The sequence below is a fragment of the Methanobacterium aggregans genome, assembly GCF_017874455.1.
In the GTDB taxonomy this organism is placed as follows: domain Archaea; phylum Methanobacteriota; class Methanobacteria; order Methanobacteriales; family Methanobacteriaceae; genus Methanobacterium_C; species Methanobacterium_C aggregans.
The window spans coordinates 79,878-97,985 of the sequence record NZ_JAGGLN010000003.1; the positions used below are offsets into that span (position 1 = coordinate 79,878).

15 protein-coding genes are annotated in these 18,108 nt (G+C 40.4%); 10 read left to right on the forward strand and 5 right to left on the reverse strand.

The genetic code is table 11. The features are described 5' to 3' along the window. Positions 1-88: 88 nt before the first annotated feature. The 8 genes from radA (at position 89) to J2756_RS05530 (ending at position 8,739) form a co-directional block, all read left to right on the forward strand. On the forward strand, positions 89-1,024 hold the full coding sequence (gene radA / locus J2756_RS05495) for a DNA repair and recombination protein RadA (protein ID WP_209583425.1): 936 nt from the start codon (positions 89-91) through the stop codon (positions 1,022-1,024). Positions 1,025-1,246: 222 nt separating this feature from the next. Then, entirely contained in the window at positions 1,247-2,152 is a 906-nt protein-coding gene (locus tag J2756_RS05500; RefSeq protein ID WP_209583427.1) for an AEC family transporter, read from the forward strand. Positions 2,153-2,196: 44 nt separating this feature from the next. After that, on the forward strand, positions 2,197-2,589 hold the full coding sequence (locus J2756_RS05505; protein ID WP_209583429.1) for a YkvA family protein: 393 nt from the start codon (positions 2,197-2,199) through the stop codon (positions 2,587-2,589). Between the two features lie 181 nt (positions 2,590-2,770). Next, positions 2,771-4,750, forward strand: coding sequence for a CoB--CoM heterodisulfide reductase iron-sulfur subunit A family protein (locus J2756_RS05510; protein ID WP_209583430.1), 1,980 nt, complete (start codon positions 2,771-2,773; stop codon positions 4,748-4,750). Between the two features lie 374 nt (positions 4,751-5,124). Continuing rightward, entirely contained in the window at positions 5,125-5,808 is a 684-nt protein-coding gene (locus J2756_RS05515; RefSeq protein ID WP_209583432.1) for a DUF169 domain-containing protein, read from the forward strand. Positions 5,809-6,043: 235 nt separating this feature from the next. Further along, on the forward strand, positions 6,044-7,312 hold the full coding sequence (glyA, locus tag J2756_RS05520; RefSeq protein WP_209583435.1) for a serine hydroxymethyltransferase: 1,269 nt from the start codon (positions 6,044-6,046) through the stop codon (positions 7,310-7,312). 100 nt (positions 7,313-7,412) lie between these two features. Beyond that, a complete protein-coding gene (locus J2756_RS05525) occupies positions 7,413-8,105 on the forward strand; it encodes a dihydromethanopterin reductase (acceptor) (RefSeq protein ID WP_209583436.1) in 693 nt (230 codons plus the stop codon). A gap of 145 nt (positions 8,106-8,250) precedes the next feature. Beyond that, on the forward strand, positions 8,251-8,739 hold the full coding sequence (locus J2756_RS05530) for a HEAT repeat domain-containing protein (protein ID WP_209583438.1): 489 nt from the start codon (positions 8,251-8,253) through the stop codon (positions 8,737-8,739). A 24-nt stretch (positions 8,740-8,763) separates the two neighbouring features. On the opposite strand, the gene J2756_RS05535 is transcribed toward J2756_RS05530, so the two are convergent. The 5 genes from J2756_RS05535 to J2756_RS05555 all read right to left on the reverse strand — a co-directional run bounded on the left by J2756_RS05535 (position 8,764) and on the right by J2756_RS05555 (position 13,264). Further along, positions 8,764-8,922: a hypothetical protein gene (locus J2756_RS05535; RefSeq protein ID WP_209583439.1), complete on the reverse strand. Its 159-nt coding sequence runs from the start codon at positions 8,920-8,922 to the stop codon at positions 8,764-8,766. Positions 8,923-9,053: 131 nt separating this feature from the next. Continuing rightward, positions 9,054-11,192 (reverse strand): phage holin family protein, encoded by a 2,139-nt coding sequence (locus tag J2756_RS05540; RefSeq protein ID WP_209583440.1) that lies wholly within the window; start codon positions 11,190-11,192, stop codon positions 9,054-9,056. Between the two features lie 211 nt (positions 11,193-11,403). Next, the gene (locus tag J2756_RS05545) at positions 11,404-12,264 is read right to left on the reverse strand and encodes a metallophosphoesterase (protein WP_245315952.1); all 861 of its coding nucleotides are present in this window, start codon (positions 12,262-12,264) and stop codon (positions 11,404-11,406) included. A 291-nt stretch (positions 12,265-12,555) separates the two neighbouring features. Continuing rightward, on the reverse strand, positions 12,556-12,837 hold the full coding sequence (locus J2756_RS05550) for a DUF5750 family protein (protein ID WP_209583441.1): 282 nt from the start codon (positions 12,835-12,837) through the stop codon (positions 12,556-12,558). A 97-nt stretch (positions 12,838-12,934) separates the two neighbouring features. Beyond that, complete coding sequence (locus J2756_RS05555) at positions 12,935-13,264, reverse strand: DUF192 domain-containing protein (RefSeq protein WP_342593110.1); 330 nt, start codon at positions 13,262-13,264, stop codon at positions 12,935-12,937. 91 nt (positions 13,265-13,355) lie between these two features. On the opposite strand from J2756_RS05555, the gene J2756_RS05560 reads away from it, so the two are divergent. Beyond that, complete coding sequence (locus J2756_RS05560) at positions 13,356-14,561, forward strand: methionine adenosyltransferase (protein ID WP_209583443.1); 1,206 nt, start codon at positions 13,356-13,358, stop codon at positions 14,559-14,561. A 386-nt stretch (positions 14,562-14,947) separates the two neighbouring features. Beyond that, on the forward strand, positions 14,948-18,094 hold the full coding sequence (ileS, locus tag J2756_RS05565) for an isoleucine--tRNA ligase (protein ID WP_209583445.1): 3,147 nt from the start codon (positions 14,948-14,950) through the stop codon (positions 18,092-18,094). The last annotated feature ends 14 nt before the right edge of the window (positions 18,095-18,108 follow it).

The following is an 18,108-nucleotide window of genomic DNA, read 5'->3' on the forward strand; positions in this document are numbered from 1 at the left end:
TATTAAAGCTTAGATTTTAAAGCTGAGATATTATCTAAAAACTCATAAAACGGATTTAATAATTTAAAAAGTTCAAAAGGAGATTAAAATGGTCGAATTGGAAGATTTACCAAATGTTGGGGAGAAAACTGCCCAGAAACTGAGAGATGCGGGTTTTGCAGACATGATGAGGCTCGCAACAGCAACAGCAAAAGAATTAAGTGTTAAAGCTGAAATTGGTGAAGGTGTTGCAGAAAAGGTCATAGAAGCCGCAAGAAAATCTGAACAAATAGATTTTGAGACTGCTCTAGACGTTATGGAAAGAAGGAAAGATGTTGGACGTATAACCACTGGAAGTACTGGCCTGGATGAGCTTATAGGTGGGGGAATAGAAACTCAATCCATAACTGAGGTTTTTGGAGAGTTTGGTTCCGGTAAAAGTCAGATATCCCACGAACTGGCAGTAACATGTCAACTACCTCCAGAAAAAGGGGGTCTTTCTGGAGAGTGTGTATTCATAGACACTGAAAACACATTCAGACCCGAAAGGATCAAACAGATCGCAGACGGATTCGAACTTGACACTGAAGAAGTTCTTCAGAACATCCATATTGCAAGGGCATTTAACTCCAGCCACCAGATACTCATGGCTGATAAAGTCAATGAATTAATTCAGAAAGGTACAGATATCAAACTTGTGATTGTAGACTCTCTTACGGCTCATTTTCGTGCAGAATATATTGGAAGGGAATCCCTTGCAACGAGACAGCAGAAATTGAATCAACACCTTCACACATTACAAACAATTGCTAACACCTACAACGTGGCTGTTTTTGTAACAAACCAGGTGCAGTCCAAACCAGACGCATTCTTTGGAAGTCCCACAAAGGCTATTGGAGGACACGTGCTTGGACACGCTGCAACTTACAGGATCTGGCTTAAAAAAGGACTTGCAGGTAAAAGAATTGCAAGGCTGGTTGACAGTCCTCATTTACCTGAAGGAGAATCCGTGTTTAAAATCGTTACTGAGGGAGTTGTTGATTAAACCCTCAACTAATATTTTTTTACTCAAGTTGTGTCTAATTTTGAATGTTAATTTAAGTAAATTAATTTTATAAATTTTATAATTTTTTTATGTTAGGTTCTTTCCATGAACCAACCTTGAGAAGCCATAAATTATATTAGCCAAGTTTGACCAATAGAGTGCTTAGTAAAGATCAACTAAAACTGTTTTTAAAACTGTTTTTTAAATTTAAATGATGATAAAATGAACTCGTTAGAAACCATAATTTCCATCATAGTTCTCATAATCATAGGTTATGCAGCAAAACGCATTGGACTTTTAAAACCCGAAGATTCAATCACATTAAATAAAGTTGTTATCAACATAGCCATTCCTTCACTGATTTTTATGGCAATGTACACTGCAGACCTTTCCAATATAGGAAGTCTTGCAGAGATAACAGGCCTATGCATATTGGTAGGGGCTGCAGGAGGTTTGGTAGGATATATATTCTCAAAGATGAGGGGATACTCTAAAAAAACCCGTTGGAGTGTCACAGTAACCTCAACAATGTTCAACTCAGGATTTCTAGGTTATCCAGTTGTTCTTGGTGTTTTTGGTACAGCTGGGCTTGTAAGGGCTGTATTCTACGATGCGGGTTCCACAATTATATTCATATGTTTTGGAATTATTTTCCTTCTGCTTTTTGGAGGTAAATACTCTGAAATAGCTAAACGCGCCCTCCTATTCCCCCCAGTTTGGGGTATCGTTTTAGGGGTGGCTGTGAACCTCTTACACATTAAAATTGGCTCAATGGCACCATCTATCCTAAAATACCTGAGCGGGGCAGCTATTCCGCTTATAATGATGTCCCTTGGACTCTCCCTTGATGTAAGCAGTTTGAAGAATTACATTGAAGAAGCCATTGCAGTTTCAGGAATAAAACTCATATTGGCACCGTTAATAGCTCTTTTATTGGTCAGTATTTTTGGTTTAAGTGGATTGAACAGTACAGTAACCGTTGTTGAAGCAGGAATGCCCTCTGCAATGTTGGCCCTTGTTCTTGCAATCACATACGACCTTGATGTGAAAGCTGCAAGTGCATGTATCTTTTTGAGCACTGTACTGAGCATGGTAACGTTACCAATCCTCATGCTGATTTTAAGATGAAGATAGATATAATTGGGGAATAAAAAAAGGGTTGAGATGTTGAAATGTGTATTATTTGGGGTAAAAATTGGAGAGAAGATTTCGAAAAACTCAAATATGAAACCTACGCCCTTTACCTTTCTTACAAGGATCCTAAAGTACCATTGTACCTCAAAATTTTAATAATCCTTTTTTTAGGGTATATTCTAAGCCCCATCGATCTCATACCTGATTTTATACCTGTTCTGGGTTATTTAGATGATTTTATTCTTGTGACCATTGGTATTCCAATGCTAATGAAAAGGATTCCAGAAGAGATTTTAAAGGAACATGAACAGGAAGCAAGACTTAAATTTAATGGTAATACTCCAAAAAGTTGGTACGTAGATTTTATAGTTATTTTAATATGGATACTAATTATTATAATAATTTTAAAGGTTATTTTAACGTTATATTAAAATAGAACTAAGTATAAAATTTATTTAGTTAAAATACTGTTTTAGAAGCATTCAAATCTGAACTAAATCTTCTCATATATAAACTTTGTATAAAAAAATAAATAGAAAGCTTTATTTATCGGGGTGATAGAGTAGAGCATAAAATAATAATTATCACATATTTATGGAATAGGTGATTTAATTGGCAGAAGAGAAAAAACAAGAAACAATCGAAGAACCAAAGCTTGGAGTATACGTATGCCACTGCGGAGTGAACATCGGCGGCGTCGTTGATATCGAAGCAGTGAAAGATTATGCAGCAACCCTTCCAAACGTTGTTGTATCTAAAGAGTACAAGTACATGTGTTCAGACCCAGGTCAGGAAATGATCCAGAAGGACATTAAAGAACTGGGCATAAACAGGGTAGTTGTTGCAGCATGCTCACCAAGGCTCCACGAGCCAACATTCAGGAGAGCTGTTAGAGAAGCTGGATTAAACCAGTTCCTTTTCGAATTCGCAAACCTCAGGGAACACGATTCCTGGGTTCACATGCACGAACCAGAAGCAGCAACTGAAAAAGCAAAAGACCTAGTAAGAATGGCCGCTGCAAAGGCAAGGTTACTCGAACCATTAGAAGCATCCAAAGTGTCCGTGACTGACAAAGCCATGGTCATAGGTGGAGGAGTTGCAGGTATTCAGTCTGCACTCGACCTCGCTGACATGGGATTCAAAACCTACTTGATTGAGAAAAACCCAACCATCGGTGGAAGAATGGCTCAGTTGGATAAAACATTCCCAACACTCGATTGTTCCATGTGTATCCTCGCACCTAAAATGGTGGACGCAGGTAAACACGAAAACATCGAACTCATCTCCTACGCAGAGGTTAAACAAGTTGACGGTTACATAGGTAACTTCAAAGTCAAAGTAGAGAAAAAACCAAGGTACATAGACGAAGAAGTATGTACAGGATGCGGAAGCTGTTCCGAAGTTTGTCCAATAGAAATACCAAACTACTTCGACGAAGGAACCGGTATGGTCAAAGCAACTTACATTCCATTCCCACAGGCAGTTCCACTATGCGCAACCATAGACAAGGACTACTGTATCGAATGTAAACTCTGTGACCAGGTATGCGGAAACAACGCAATCAGGCACGACCAGGAGCCAGAAACAATCGAGCTCGATGTTGGTACCATCATAGTCGCAACAGGTTACGACCCATACGACCCAACAGAGAAAAAAGAGTACCAATACGGCGATGCTAAAAACGTTATCACAGGTCTTGAACTTGAAAGATACATAAACGCATCAGGACCAACCATGGGTCACGTTATCAAACCATCCAATGGTGAAAATCCAAAAAGCGTTGCATTCATCCAGTGTGTTGGTTCCAGGGATGAACAGATCGGTAAACACTACTGTTCCAGGGTTTGCTGTATGTACGCAATGAAAAACGCACAGCTCATAATAGACCACGAACCTGACACAGAAGTCACCATCTACTACATGGACATAAGGGCATTCGGTAAAGGATTCGAAGAGTTCTACAAGACCTCACAGGAGAAATACGGAATCAAATTCGTAAGAGGTCGACCAGCAAGCATAATCGAAAACCCAGATGAAACACTCACCATCAGGTCAGAGGACAGCTTACTTGGAAAAGTCACAGAGTACGACTACGACATGGTAGTTCTATCCGTGGGTCTACAGCCACCAGCAGGTGCAGAAACCCTCAGACAGACACTCGGTATTTCCAAAAGTGCTGACGGATTCCTTATGGAAGCTCACCCAAAACTCAGGCCTGTTGACACATTAACAGACGGTATATACCTTGCAGGTGTTGCACAGGGACCAAAAGATATTCCTGACGCAGTTGCACAGGCATCAGGTGCAGCAGCAAGAGCAGCAATCCCAATGGTTAAAGGTGAAGTGGAAATCGAACCTATCGTTGCAGTCGTAGACGACGATGTCTGCGGTGGATGCGAAGTCTGCATAGAGCTCTGCCCATTCGGTGCAGTTGAAAGGGTCGAAGGAAAAGCTCAGATAAACGTTGCTCTATGTAAAGGATGTGGAACATGTGTCGGTGCATGCCCATCTGGAGCATTAGACCAGCAGCACTTCAAAACCAGCCAGATCATGGCTCAGATTGAAGCTGCAATGAACGAACCAGCAAAATAGACTTGCTGAAACTAGAAGAAGTTTAAAAACTTCTTCAACTTTTTATTTTTCTATTTTTAATTCTAAAACTTCAATTTCATGTTAAACATTCTCTAAAATCATAATCACTGTTAACTATTTTATAAAATCAGTAACTAGAGATTGAAACCAATTTTATTGAACTAAAAGCTTTTTAATAAATATTATTTTAATAAAAATGATTTTGAATGATTTTTTTGAAAAGAGTATTAAGTAAATTAATTTTATAAATTCTTTCTTTTAAGTAAAACTAAAAAGAAAATTAAAAAAGGAGTAGGTTATATTCCTTAATCAGATCGTATTTTTTTCTTGGATCGTATAACTGAAATCTTAACATTGAATTGGAGGATGGATAGATGTACAGAGAATTGGGAGAGGAACTGAAGGAAATACTCAAACTTGAAAGGGAACCTGTGGCAATTAAATGGCTTTCAAGGGCACCTCGGAATATTCAAAGGGAAGAGGGAAAATCTCGTTTCTGCCAAAAACTTGAAAAAGCCATGAACGGTGAAATATTTTATTCCACTGCCGATGAAGAGGAGTGTATGGGTGGACTGCGCTATTCTGGACTTAAAGATCCCAAAGAATTCCCAAAGAACATGCAGACTGGATCCTTCCTTGTACCCGGCGGAGTGTTCAAGAACATACCTGCAGTCAGACGTTCCTGGAAGCGTAACCTTGCAATGGAACCTGAACTCTTTGAAGCCGTGGAATTTGCACCACTTGCTGCAGCTGAATTTGATCCAGATGTTGTTTTCATAGTCTGCAGTGCAAAACAGGGAATGGAACTACTCCATGCAAATGCATACGATGCAGGTGTAGAAAGCCGCGGCGCAGACATGGGGCCAATATGCAGTTCAATGGCTGCAGTTCCATATCTAACAGGTCAGTTGACCTACGGTTTTGGGGAGATAGGTGCCAGGAACAACATGAACATATCAGATGATGAAGTAATGGTCAGTATTCCAGCTTCAGAGCTTCAGAGGATCGTTTCAAACCTCAAAGAGATGAATACCAAAACTTTCTTCAAGGCACATTGAAGGTCTTTAAATGACTTGAATGTGAATATCATCTTTAAAATTTTTTATAACAAATGTAGAATCAATCCATTTTAAAGTTTCAATATTAAAATGGCGGGGATTCTTTATTAATGCACTTAAAACTTCTCCTTCTCTTTTTTGAAAATCTTTATATTCATGGCATTTTATACAATAGATCAATGGTATCCTCAGGATATTCCACTCATCAAATCAACCTTTTATTTGGAGGAGAATAATGTCTAAAAACGAAGAATACGCTCTTAAAATAAAAGATATTACAAAAGAGCACCATAATTGGATGGAAAATAGTATAAATCTTATAGCAAGTGAGAACATAACCAGCATAAGTGTGAGGGAGGCCCTTGCTTCAGACCTCTCCCACAGGTATGCAGAAGGTACCTCCGGCAGCAGACTCTACGAGGGCTGCAAGTACATCGACGAGATCGAGGACATCACAGTGGATCTGTCAAAGAAAATATTCAAGGCAGAACACGCAAATGTTCAGCCTGTTTCAGGTGTTGTAGCAAATTTAGCAGCATTTTTTGCACTTACAAACTACGGTGACCGGATGATGGCCCTTCAAGTTCCTGAAGGAGGTCATATAAGCCACGCAAATGTCAGCGCTGCAGGTGTAAGGGGTTTAAAAGTTACACCACATCCATTCGATGAAACCAAAATGAACATAGACCCAGACGCCCTTAAAAAGGAGATCCTTGAGAAAAAACCAAAACTGGTTCTATTCGGCGGCAGCCTGTTCCTCTTCCCACATCCAGTTGAGGAAGCCAGGGAAGCTGCAGATGAAGTTGGTGCCAAAATAATGTACGACGGTGCACACGTTCTCGGACTCATAGCAGGAGGATGCTTCCAGGACCCACTGAAGGAAGGTGCAGATATAATGGCAGGAAGTACCCACAAAACATTCCCAGGTCCACAGGGAGGTATAATACTCTGCAAAGAAGAAGTTGCACATAAAATCGATGACGCTGTCTTCCCTGGAGTTGTGAGCAACCACCACCTCCACCACCTGGCAGCACTGGGTATAGCAACAGCTGAAATGCTTGAATTCGGTAACGCATACGCAGAGCAGATCATCAAGAACGCCAAAGCACTGGCAGGAAGTCTTTACGAACTCGGTTTCAACGTTCTGTGTGAGGATCTTGGATTCACAGAATCACATCAACTTGCAATGGATGTTTCAAACCTTGGACACGCTGCAAAACTTGCAAAGGACTTTGAGGCAAACAACATAATCCTCAACAAGAACCTGTTCCCATGGGACGATGTGAACAAATCAGACGACCCATCAGGTATCCGTATAGGAACCCAGGAAATAACCAGACGTGGATTGAAGGAATCCCACATGAGCGAAGTTGCAGGATTCATAAAACAGGTTGCAATGGACGGTAAAAACGTTAAAGATGAAGTTTCAGAATTTATAAGCCAGTACAACACCGTTAAATACGCATTCAGAGAAGACAAAGCCTACGAGTACATAGATTTCTGAAAACATAGCAATTAAAATTAATTTCTGAAAAACCTTTTTCTATATTTTTTTTATTTCTTATTTTTTTATTAGACTATTACAAAATCGTGGAGTTAAAAGGATGAAAATAGCTTGGGGAATAACAGGAGCGGGTCATTTGCTTGAAGAAAGTGTAAACATATTACATGAACTCTCAAAGGATCATGAGGTAACTGTACTGCTTTCAGGAGCAGGAGAGGAAGTTCTTAAAATGTACGGCCTATTCAACAAGGTTCAGAGCATAACAGGGGGTTACTACAGGGAACTCGTTCACGAAGATGATCAGAAGTTCAGCTTCCCAATGACAGGACGTTTTTCGCTTGGAAAGTATGATTTACTTGTTGTTTCCCCAGCAACATCCAACACCATTGGTAAAATAGTCAACGGAATAGCAGACACTCTCATAACCAATGCTGTGGCTCAGGCAGGTAAAGGTGGTGTTAAAACCTGCATAATTCCTGTTGATCTTGAGTCTGGTGATGTTGAAACTGTTTTACCATCCAAACTCGAACTTTCAGATTGTCAAAACTGCCAGCCATGCCAGGCTGCGGCAGCATGCCCTGAAGACGCAATAAATCCTGGTGTTGAAATAGACCTCCTCAAATGCATAGGCTGTGGTGCCTGCCAGATAGCCTGTCCCTTCAATGCAGTAACAGGTGGCAAAAGGATCACAATTCACATGAGGGATATAGATATAAATAACACCCACAAACTCTACGATTTCAGAGGAGTGGACGTTTTTGGACATCCAGAGGATATTTCAAAGATTTTTTAATCATCAAATAGTTAACCATCAGATAGATTTTTTTACAATTATAAAATTTTTAGAATTCTTTAAAAAGAGAACCATTTTTTAGAAAAACTATTTTTCACATAGAAGGTTCTGTTTCACGTTCAATTCCTTTAGGATGAAAATCTGAATGAAAATTATTAAGAAGTTGCAGCAACATATAAAGGAACTAACAGAAAATTGTTGGTTTATTCCATTTTTAAGTGGAGGTGTTGGTGTGCCTGAAGAACATAAAAGGATAGGTTTTCTTTTGGAAGAACTTGAAAATGATGATTGGGCTGTAAGGGAAGATGCAGCAGAACTTCTTGTGGAGGTGGGGGATCATAGGGCTGTGGAACCGCTGATCAAGGCCCTTGATGATGAGGATTGGCATGTTCGTGAGGCTGCTGCCCTTTCACTTGCCCTGTTTGATGATGATCGTGCCATAAAACCGCTTATAAAAATTTTGAGTGATAAAAAGGCGAGTGTGAGATACGCGGGAACCCTGGGCCTCTACATGATGGGTGATGAAACCGCCCTTGGAAGTCTGAATAAAACCCTTGAAGACAAAAACCCGTTAGTCCGGAAGGTTTCAGGCATGGCAATTGCAGAGATTAAAAAACGGATGAAAAAGGATTGAAACTAAAGTTGAGTTGTTCTAAAATCATCGTTGCAGTTTTCCGTAACCTATTATAAGGAATATGATTCCAAAAACAGACCATAAAACTCCTGAAAAAATATCTTTAATATAAAAAAGGCTGTAAAATCCTATTATCAACAGTATCACTGCAAAGAAGTATAAAAGGAGTGTTTTATTGTACATGATATTAAGTCCATAGTTGTTTGTATTTTAATTTTTTCATGCATCACAAATTCATAAGATGAATGATCTGGAATGCACGACCCGAAGATATTGGTGAATTGAATTTTTGACCAGATGAGAATCATGCCAAATCAATCTTCATTTCCATTCCCCTCAACTTTTCCAGTTCCACACTTATTCCAGGTTTCCTGAATATGGGCTTTTAATGTTTTGTAAACATTTTCAGCACCCACTATATCTTCTCCATCGATTTTCCACTCTGAAGGGTGCATGATAAAGGGGTGTGACTGATTACCTCCCATCCCCCCGTGGCTACCTATTAACTCCTCAAAGGCTGCAACTTCCATGGTTTCTGGGTTGTAAAAACTGTTTACAAGTATGTCTGGTACGTATTTGAAGCTGTCTGTTCGCTTGAGATGTTGAGCTGCATTCTTACCGAAGCTGGCAATTGGGTTTTCACCCTCGAAGGAGTCATCTTCAAGGTAGTATGTACCTTTTGATCCTATTACAACGGTTCCATGTTCTTCTGAATGCACCATTATGAATCCTATACCTTGGTGTTGTATCAAACCGGGTATGAGATTTGGAAAGGCCCTGTTGAGCTCTTCATAGCTCATTCTTTCACTCCATTCATTGAAGTATATGAGTCCAAGGTTTCCAGAGGCCAGAACAACTGTCTGGGCCTCCTCTGGAGACACGTAAGTATCTTCATGGCCCCTGTAAAACTTCTTATGGGGCATGTCAAGTGATTTAAAGGTTCTTTTCACGAACTGGTTTTCAGTGAAAGACGCCATGACACTTCTTCCAAGTTTTCTACCACTCTCAACTGTATTTGCTGTCTTCTGATTTATGAAGTCCTTACCCTCGGTTATTGGGTATTTAACTGCCTGGCTGAAGTGGTCAACATTTGTGTAGAGGTCACTGTGAATTTTTATATCCTCTGGAAGCAGTTCTCTGACCAGATCCTCAAGTGTCATTCCGTAGCGTTGCTTGAATGTGGCCCCATTGCTTTGACCGTGATCAGAAAGCACCACCATATGATAGGGACGTGGAGATGTTTTTTTAGCATTTTCAAGGCGTTGAAATTGTTTATCAATTTTTTTAAGAGCATAAAAGGCATCGTAATCCTCAACACCAGAATGGTGAGCTATTTCGTCGTATCCAACGTAGGTAGCATAGGCTGCATCCACCTTCCCAGTCATCATGTCCCCAAGGAGGGTGTAGGTAGTCACCTCCCTTAAAAATACGTTTGCAGTGGCACGTATGGGAAAATAGATAAAACTACGATTAAGACGTGGTTTTATATGTTTTATCCTTTGTCGGATGCGTGAGCCCAGTTCCATCACCATGTCCCATAGACTGAGGACTAGTGTGCGTGCGAAGTTGTAGGGATTTGAATAAAAGAAATACCATGCCCTGGTGTAGAACTGTCCAAGGTTGCTGATCTTGCTGTAGGTGAATATGGTGTTACAAGCATCCCCAGAGAACAGGTTGGATCTGCTGGCACCATTGGTTGAGAGAAGACCATTCCCATTTGAAACCCTTTTTTCAATTAGAGGAGCATCAAAAAGTCCTGTTGAAACCCTTAACTTGTTTTTGTTCTCCTTTTCAACCCACCTGAAGGCAGGAAGGTCTTTGTTGTTGCCGTGAAGGATCCCTGCCTGTGAAGCTCCTGTCTGACTGGAGAGATCAGTTTCCCATTCCTTTATCCTGTGGGTTCCCTCTTCAATCCATTTCTTGAGTGTTGGCATGTCCCCCCTCTTTATTGCCTTTTTAAGGGTTGAAGCTGCAAGTCCATCTATCTCAAGGAGTATGAAGCCGGGTTTGTTCTTATCGATATTTTTAGCCCTGCGTTTGAGATCACGGCCAAGAACTGCCCTGTAATAGGATGCCTCATCATCAATGGTCATAAGCGCTGAAACAAGGGTGTTTATGGCTGCAATCCCAAGGGGGACTAGAATTAGAGCCCCTCCAGATATGCTGAGTCCTGGAACGAATTGACTTGCAACCCAGATCATGAAACCGTTTAAAATGAGCGCACCGACACCAAATGTGAAAACAAGGAATCTTAATGTGTAATAAGATAAAAATGGCCATAAAACTGCGTTTAAAAGTCCTATGAAAGTTACAGACATCACTGCAGATTCCCATCCATCAACTCGAAATCCAGGTAGCACTGCCGCCATGGCCATGAAACCAACAATTTCACTGATCCAAAGGGCTATGGTACGTCCAGTCCACATCACATACGTGCTTCTACGTTTATCCATTTCAATCCCCAATAATTGAAATACGACTTTAAAAATCTGCTAAAGGTTTAGGATTATTATTTAGTGTCTTTTAATCAAATTCAGATAATTCAATTGTGAATATTTACTAATTTAATTGATAATACCAATTAATTAAATGCTTAATTCAGATCATTGATCTGATCTTGATTTAGCCTTGAAATTTCAGTTCCCATTGAACTTAAATCAACAACTAACTATGAAGTTTCAATACTGTTATCTCAGGTGGACAGTTGATCCTGAACCAGAAAACATTTGTTCCAAGGCCCCTGTTGGTGTACTGGACCATGTCCCCCACATGGTACATTCCAAGTGGATACTTCTTAAAGTTGGAACCTTTGAACGGAGTTCCAAATCCTGGTATAACCACCTGACCCCCATGGGAGTGTCCTGAAAGCTGTAGGCTGAACCTTCCTGTGGCAGCAGTTGTGTCTGCAAAGTCTGGTTCATGGGCAAGTAGTACTGCAGGGCCCTTTTCTGGCATCTTTTGGAGAACCTGTTCCAGGTCTTGATGGTCCAATGTGACACTGTCAACACCTGCAATGTGCAGATATGCATCTCCACGTTTTAGAGTGTAAACATCATTTTCCAGATCTATTATCCCATTCTCACCCATTATTTTACGTATCTTCTCCGCCCCCATCCAGTGGTCATGATTTCCCAGTACAGAAACAGTTGCATCCCTTGGTTTCAAACCTTCAAGGGATCTCAACATGTCCAGAACAGGTTCGTCAGCCAGATAGGACACAGAATCTCCAGTTATTGCAATGAGATCAGGTTTTTGTTGATTTACAAGGTTCACAACACCTTTTATACGTTTGGAGGATATCCACTGCCCCATGTGAATATCGCTTATGTGAACTATGCGGTAATCGTTGAAAACAGGGTCTAATTCAGGTATGGTCACCCTTACAGGTACCACTTCAAAGTCATTGGGGTCAAAGTCATGAACACCCAGTTTATCCCTGAATCCAGACATTGCAAGCTGCATCTTCTGTCTCAGGACCAGAGCCTTTGGATTTTTTGGATGTATATCTTTCATTGGATCTTTCATGGGATATGTCTCATAAAATGAATCTAAATGTTGATCTAAATTTATAAATAATTTATATACACTTTATTTAGCAATTTGCCTTATTTTCATGTGTATCCTATTTTAAAGGATTTATAATGAGTTAATTGAAACTTTGGATGTTTTCGTTCCTATCAGAGTAAACTGATCACCCCAGACAAGATTCCAATTAATTCTATTTAAGTTATGTCTGTATATCTGCATCTCTTTATGAATGTTTTTTTGTAGTATTTTTTTGGAAGGACTTATGGAGTGATTACTGATAGTTACTGCTCAATCCTCCTCAAGGATACCGGATAAGTAAGCTGTCATTTCAATTTCTTCACGTGCTATGAAGTCTTCAAGCTTGTACTGGGCTTCCTGGCTTCCAAGGGGATAATATTTTTCGTCAAAGAATGTTTTTATAATTAAATCATTATTTTCTGATGTTAATTCTTCCCCAACACGTTCTTCAAGCTTTTTTCTGGTTTCAGAATCTATTCCAGTTACCCTGTACGTCACGTAATATTTTTCTGATGGGATGGATACTCCATAATCAACTATTTTCACATCCATTGTACTACCTCCATGGGCTTTTCAAAGGATTTTAAATTATTTTTGAATGGTTACGATATTTTTGTTGAATTCCACACATATCATTCCAAATCCTCAATCAAACATTTTCACACATAAAATCAAGTTCGTCGCCGATTTGGGTCTTTGATGCATCTATGGTTCCTTTTTCAAGTTCTATAACGTACTGTGCAGCTGATTTAGGCGTGTAAGTCTTCCAGGGTCCTATGGAAACTGTGTCAACAACCTTCATGTTGGAATCTGCAAATACTATGTCCAGAGGCATCCTCATGAAGAACATGTGAATCGCTGCCCCCCTTCTGCTTCTGGTCTTTGGAAGTTTCAGTATCAAACCTCTCTGGAGTTCTTTTCTGAACATGAGCCCCATGAACCGTGACATAAAACTCGCAGCAACATCTGCGTAACCCACCCTAGTTCCCCTACTTTTATTTACTATAAGGACATATTTCATAGAAAATACTTTTAACTTGATCATTTAAAAAGTGTTGGAGGCGAGTTTTATGAGGAATATCATAGTTAAAGAGCTCATCCAGAAACCAATAGAAGAACAAGACGTAGAAATAGTAGAAAGAAAAGGAATAGGACATCCAGATAGTATAAGCGACGGAATCGCAGAGTCTGTCAGCAGAGCCCTGTGCAATGAATACATGGACAAATTTGGAGGTATATTGCACCACAACACCGATGAAGTGCAGATCACAGCCGGAGAATCCGACCCTAAATTCGGTGGCGGCGAAATAATCAAGCCAATAGAAATTCTCCTAACAGGAAGAGGAGTTCCGGAGTATGAGGGGCAGAAAATAGGTATTGACAGAATTGCAATAACTGCAGCCAAGGAGTACCTGAAAGAAAACATCATAAACCTGGATGTTGAAACATCCACAGTTGTGGAGTGCAAAATCGGCCACGGTTCAGGAGACCTGGTTGATGTATTTAAGAGGGATGGAATGCCTGCTTCAAATGACACATCCTTCGGTGTGGGTTACGCACCATTCTCTGAAACTGAAAACATCGTTATGCAGACAGAAGAACTTTTAAACTCCAAAGGCTTCAAGAAGAAGTACCCTCATGTTGGAGAAGACATAAAAGTCATGGGCCTCAGGGAAAAGGATAAAATAACCCTCACAATTGCATGTGCAATGGTATCCAAATACGTTGACGGCAGGGATACTTACATCAGCGTTAAAGAAGAACTCAACGATATAATAACAGATCTTGCAACTAAAAACACTGCAAGAGAGGTTCAGACCTTCATAAACACCGGTGACAATCATTCCTGCAACTCAGAGGAAGGATACTACCTTACAGTCACAGGAACCTCTGCAGAGATGGGAGATGACGGCTCCGTTGGAAGAGGAAACAGGGCAAACGGCCTTATAACACCTAACAGGCCAATGTCAATGGAAGCAACTTCTGGTAAAAACCCATTGAACCATGTTGGTAAAATATACAACCTTCTATCAAACAAAATGGCAGAAGACATTGTCAAGGAAGTTGAAGGAGTTAAACAGGTTCATATCATGCTTTTAAGTCAGATAGGTAAACCAATCGACTATCCTAAAGCTGCAAGTGCCCAGATAATCCTCGAAAATGGTTACAAGATGGAATCTGTTAACAAAGAGGTTGAAGGGGTTATGGACTCTTGGCTCCAGGATGTCGGTAAGATCACTGAGATGATGGTTAAAGGAGAACTGCGAACCTTCTAAAGTTCAAAACAAGTTTGAAGGATTTTATGAATAATTTTTAGGTACCCTAGATACCTATTAATTTTCATTATAAGGTTATTTGAGGATTAAATTGATTTTAACCCCATTTAAGTTATATTTAAGGTTTATTTTAGAATTAAATTTAGGATTGAATTTAAAATTATCTAATAAATATCTATAATTAAATTTTATTTGTAATTCAGCCTATTTTGTACTTTTATTTTTAAAAATTTTTTTTACGCTGGCAAGTTCACTACGCAAATTAATCATCACAATCATAGTTGGGTAGAGCTTCATCTTCTTAAACTATTTTATATACCCAACAACAAACCTTAGATGTGAATTCATAATAACTGAAAAATCATAAAAATCACAGGAGAATGGAAATGCCAATAGAGGAGGCTCAACGGTCATACAAATCAAAGAACATCGAGGAAAAGGTTCAGAAGTTCTGGAACCAGGGAGATGTTTACAGAAAAACCAATAAAATGCGGGAAGAAAAGCCCAAATATTCATTCTTAGATGGCCCACCATACTGTAGTGGACGTATACATCTTGGAACTGCATGGAACAAGATAATAAAAGATTCCTATCTCAGATATAAGAGTATGTCTGGTTTCAGCATAAGGAGGCAGGCAGGATGGGACACCCATGGACTTCCAATCGAGCACAAGGTCGAAGGGATCCTTGGCTTAAAAAGCAAGAAGGAAATAGAAGAACGCATTGGAATTGAAAACTTTGTGAATAAATGTAAGGAATTTGCAGTAGAAAACAAAGGCCTCATGACTGACCAGTTCAAGCTCCTTGGCATATGGATGGACTGGGACAAACCCTATGTTACATACGATAATCGATACATGGAGTCCTGCTGGTGGACCCTGAAACGGGCCCATGAGAAGGATCTGCTTGTAAGGGACAAACGAGTGATAACATGGTGTCCCCACTGTGAAACAGCCCTTGCAATGGCAGAGATAGACTACGACAACAAGGAAGACCCTTCCATCTACGTGAAGTTCCCACTGAGCCAGCAGGAAAGTGATGAGTACACAGTTTACGTTCTGGTATGGACAACCACACCCTGGACCCTACCTGCTAACATGGCTGTGTGTGTGCACCCAGACTTCGACTACGCATACGTTAAGAAGGGAGATGAAGTTTACATAATGGCAGAGGCCCTTGTAGAATCTGTTTTCCAGGAAGAAGAACACGAGATCATGAAGGTTGTTAAGGGATCCGACCTTGAAAACACCCCCTACGATCATCCATTAAAAGCTGAGATACCTGTTCAAAAAGACTTCGAACACATCATACTTCCAGGTGACCATGTCACCCTTACAGAGGGAACTGGATGTGTTCACACAGCACCTGGACATGGTCCAGACGACTTTGAAATAGGTAAAAAGTATGGTTTACCAATATTCTGTCCTGTGGATGAGGCAGGATTGTTCATGGAAGAAGCTGGTAAGTACTTTGGCCAGTTTGTGAAATCCGCAGATAAAAATATCATAGTTGACCTTAAGGAACATGGTTTCCTCTTCCGTGAGGGAATAATAGACCACCGTTACGGTTTCTGCTGGAGGTGTAAAAGTCCAATCATATACCTTGCAACCAAACAGTGGTTCCTGAAGATAACTGAAATCAAGGACAAAATGCTCAGTGAACTTGACAAGGTTGAGTGGGTTCCTTCGTGGGCAGGTGAAAGCCGTTTCCGTAACTGGGTTGAGAATGCACGCGACTGGACAATTTCAAGACAGAGGTACTGGGGAATACCAATACCAATATGGGTGTGTCAGGAATGTGGTGAAATAACAGTTGTGGGTTCTTTGGAGGAACTCAAGGAACGTGCAGTTGACGGAGAACTCAAGGGTGACTTCATACACAGGCCCCATGTGGATGACATTACCATAAGGTGCAGCTGTGGCGGTGACATGAAACGAACCCCTGATGTTCTGGATGTTTGGATTGACTCTGGAGTTGCAGGATGGGCTTCCCTTTACTATCCACAGGAAAAGGATCAGTTTGAGGAATGGTACCCCTACGATTTCATAACTGAAGGTCATGATCAGACCCGTGGATGGTTCTACTCCCAGCTTGGCTGTGGTGTGATATCCCTTGACAGTGTTCCTTACCGTAAAGTTCTCATGCATGGATTCACCCTTGATGAAGAGGGTAAGAAGATGAGTAAATCCCTTGGAAACGTTGTGGAGCCAGATGAAGTGGTTGAAAAGTACGGGGCAGATGTCCTAAGATTCTACCTCCTCTGGGGTAACAAACCATGGGAAGACCTTAAATTCAACTGGGATGAGGTTAAAAATGTTAATAAGATGTTCAACATTCTATGGAATGTTTACGTTTTCACAACAACCTACATGTCCATAGACAACTTCAACCCAACACTCTACACAGAGGAAGATGTTAAACTGCGTGATGAAGACCTCTGGATAACGTCAAGGGCCAACTCACTTGCAAAAACTGTTTCAGAGTCTATTGAGAAACTGCACTTCCACAAGGCAACACGGGCCATCAACAACTTCATACTTGAAGATCTGAGCAGATGGTACGTTAGGCTTATAAGGGGCCGTACATGGATAGAGAAAGATGATCCTGACAAATTAGGGGCTTATTACACCCTCTACAATGTCATGAAACTTCTAATAATGACCATGGCACCTATAGCCCCACATATAACTGAAGATATTTATCAGAACCTTGTTCGTGGAGTTGATAATGAGTCCTTCCTCAGCGTTCATATGCTGGACTGGGAGTTCAATGAAGAACTCATAGATCTTGAATTAGAAGGTAACATGGATGTTGTGAGGGAAATAATAGAAGCATGCGCCCATGCAAGGGATGTTGCACGCTACAAACTCAGATGGCCTGTACGTGAAGTCATAATTGTTTCAGAGGATAATAAAGTTGTTGATGCAGCCCATTCCCTCAGAGAAGTTATAATGGAGCAGGCAAATACCAAAAACATCGTTTTTTTATCTGAATTTGAGAACATGACAGTTCATGCACAGCCCAACATGAAAACACTGGGGCCCAGGCTGCGTGGAGACGTGCCTAAGGTCAGAGAAAAACTTGCTGAAGCTGATGGTCCAGTCATAATCCAGAAACTTGAATCAGAGGGAGTTTACACCGTGGAACTTGAGGACAAATCAATTGAACTCTCTTCAGAGGACATAGTGTTTGAAACTGAGCTTCCAGAGAACATTGAAAGTGCTGAATTTGATGGTGGAAGTATCTTCATTGATACGGAACTTACAGAGGAAATACTGTCTGAAGCCATGTCACGTGAACTCATAAGAAGGGTTCAGGACATGAGAAAGGACCAGGATCTTGATGTTGAAGCCAACATAGAGGTTTACGTTGAATGTGGTCCTGATTTCCAGGCACTCCTAGAGAACTTCCTTGACTTCATCTCCAATGAGATAAGGGCAGATAAATTTGTATTCGGATCTGAAAATGAAGGATACAGGAAGGAATGGAAAATAGAGGATTATGAAGTTACAGTAACCATTAAAAAATCTTAACCATGTTGTGCTAT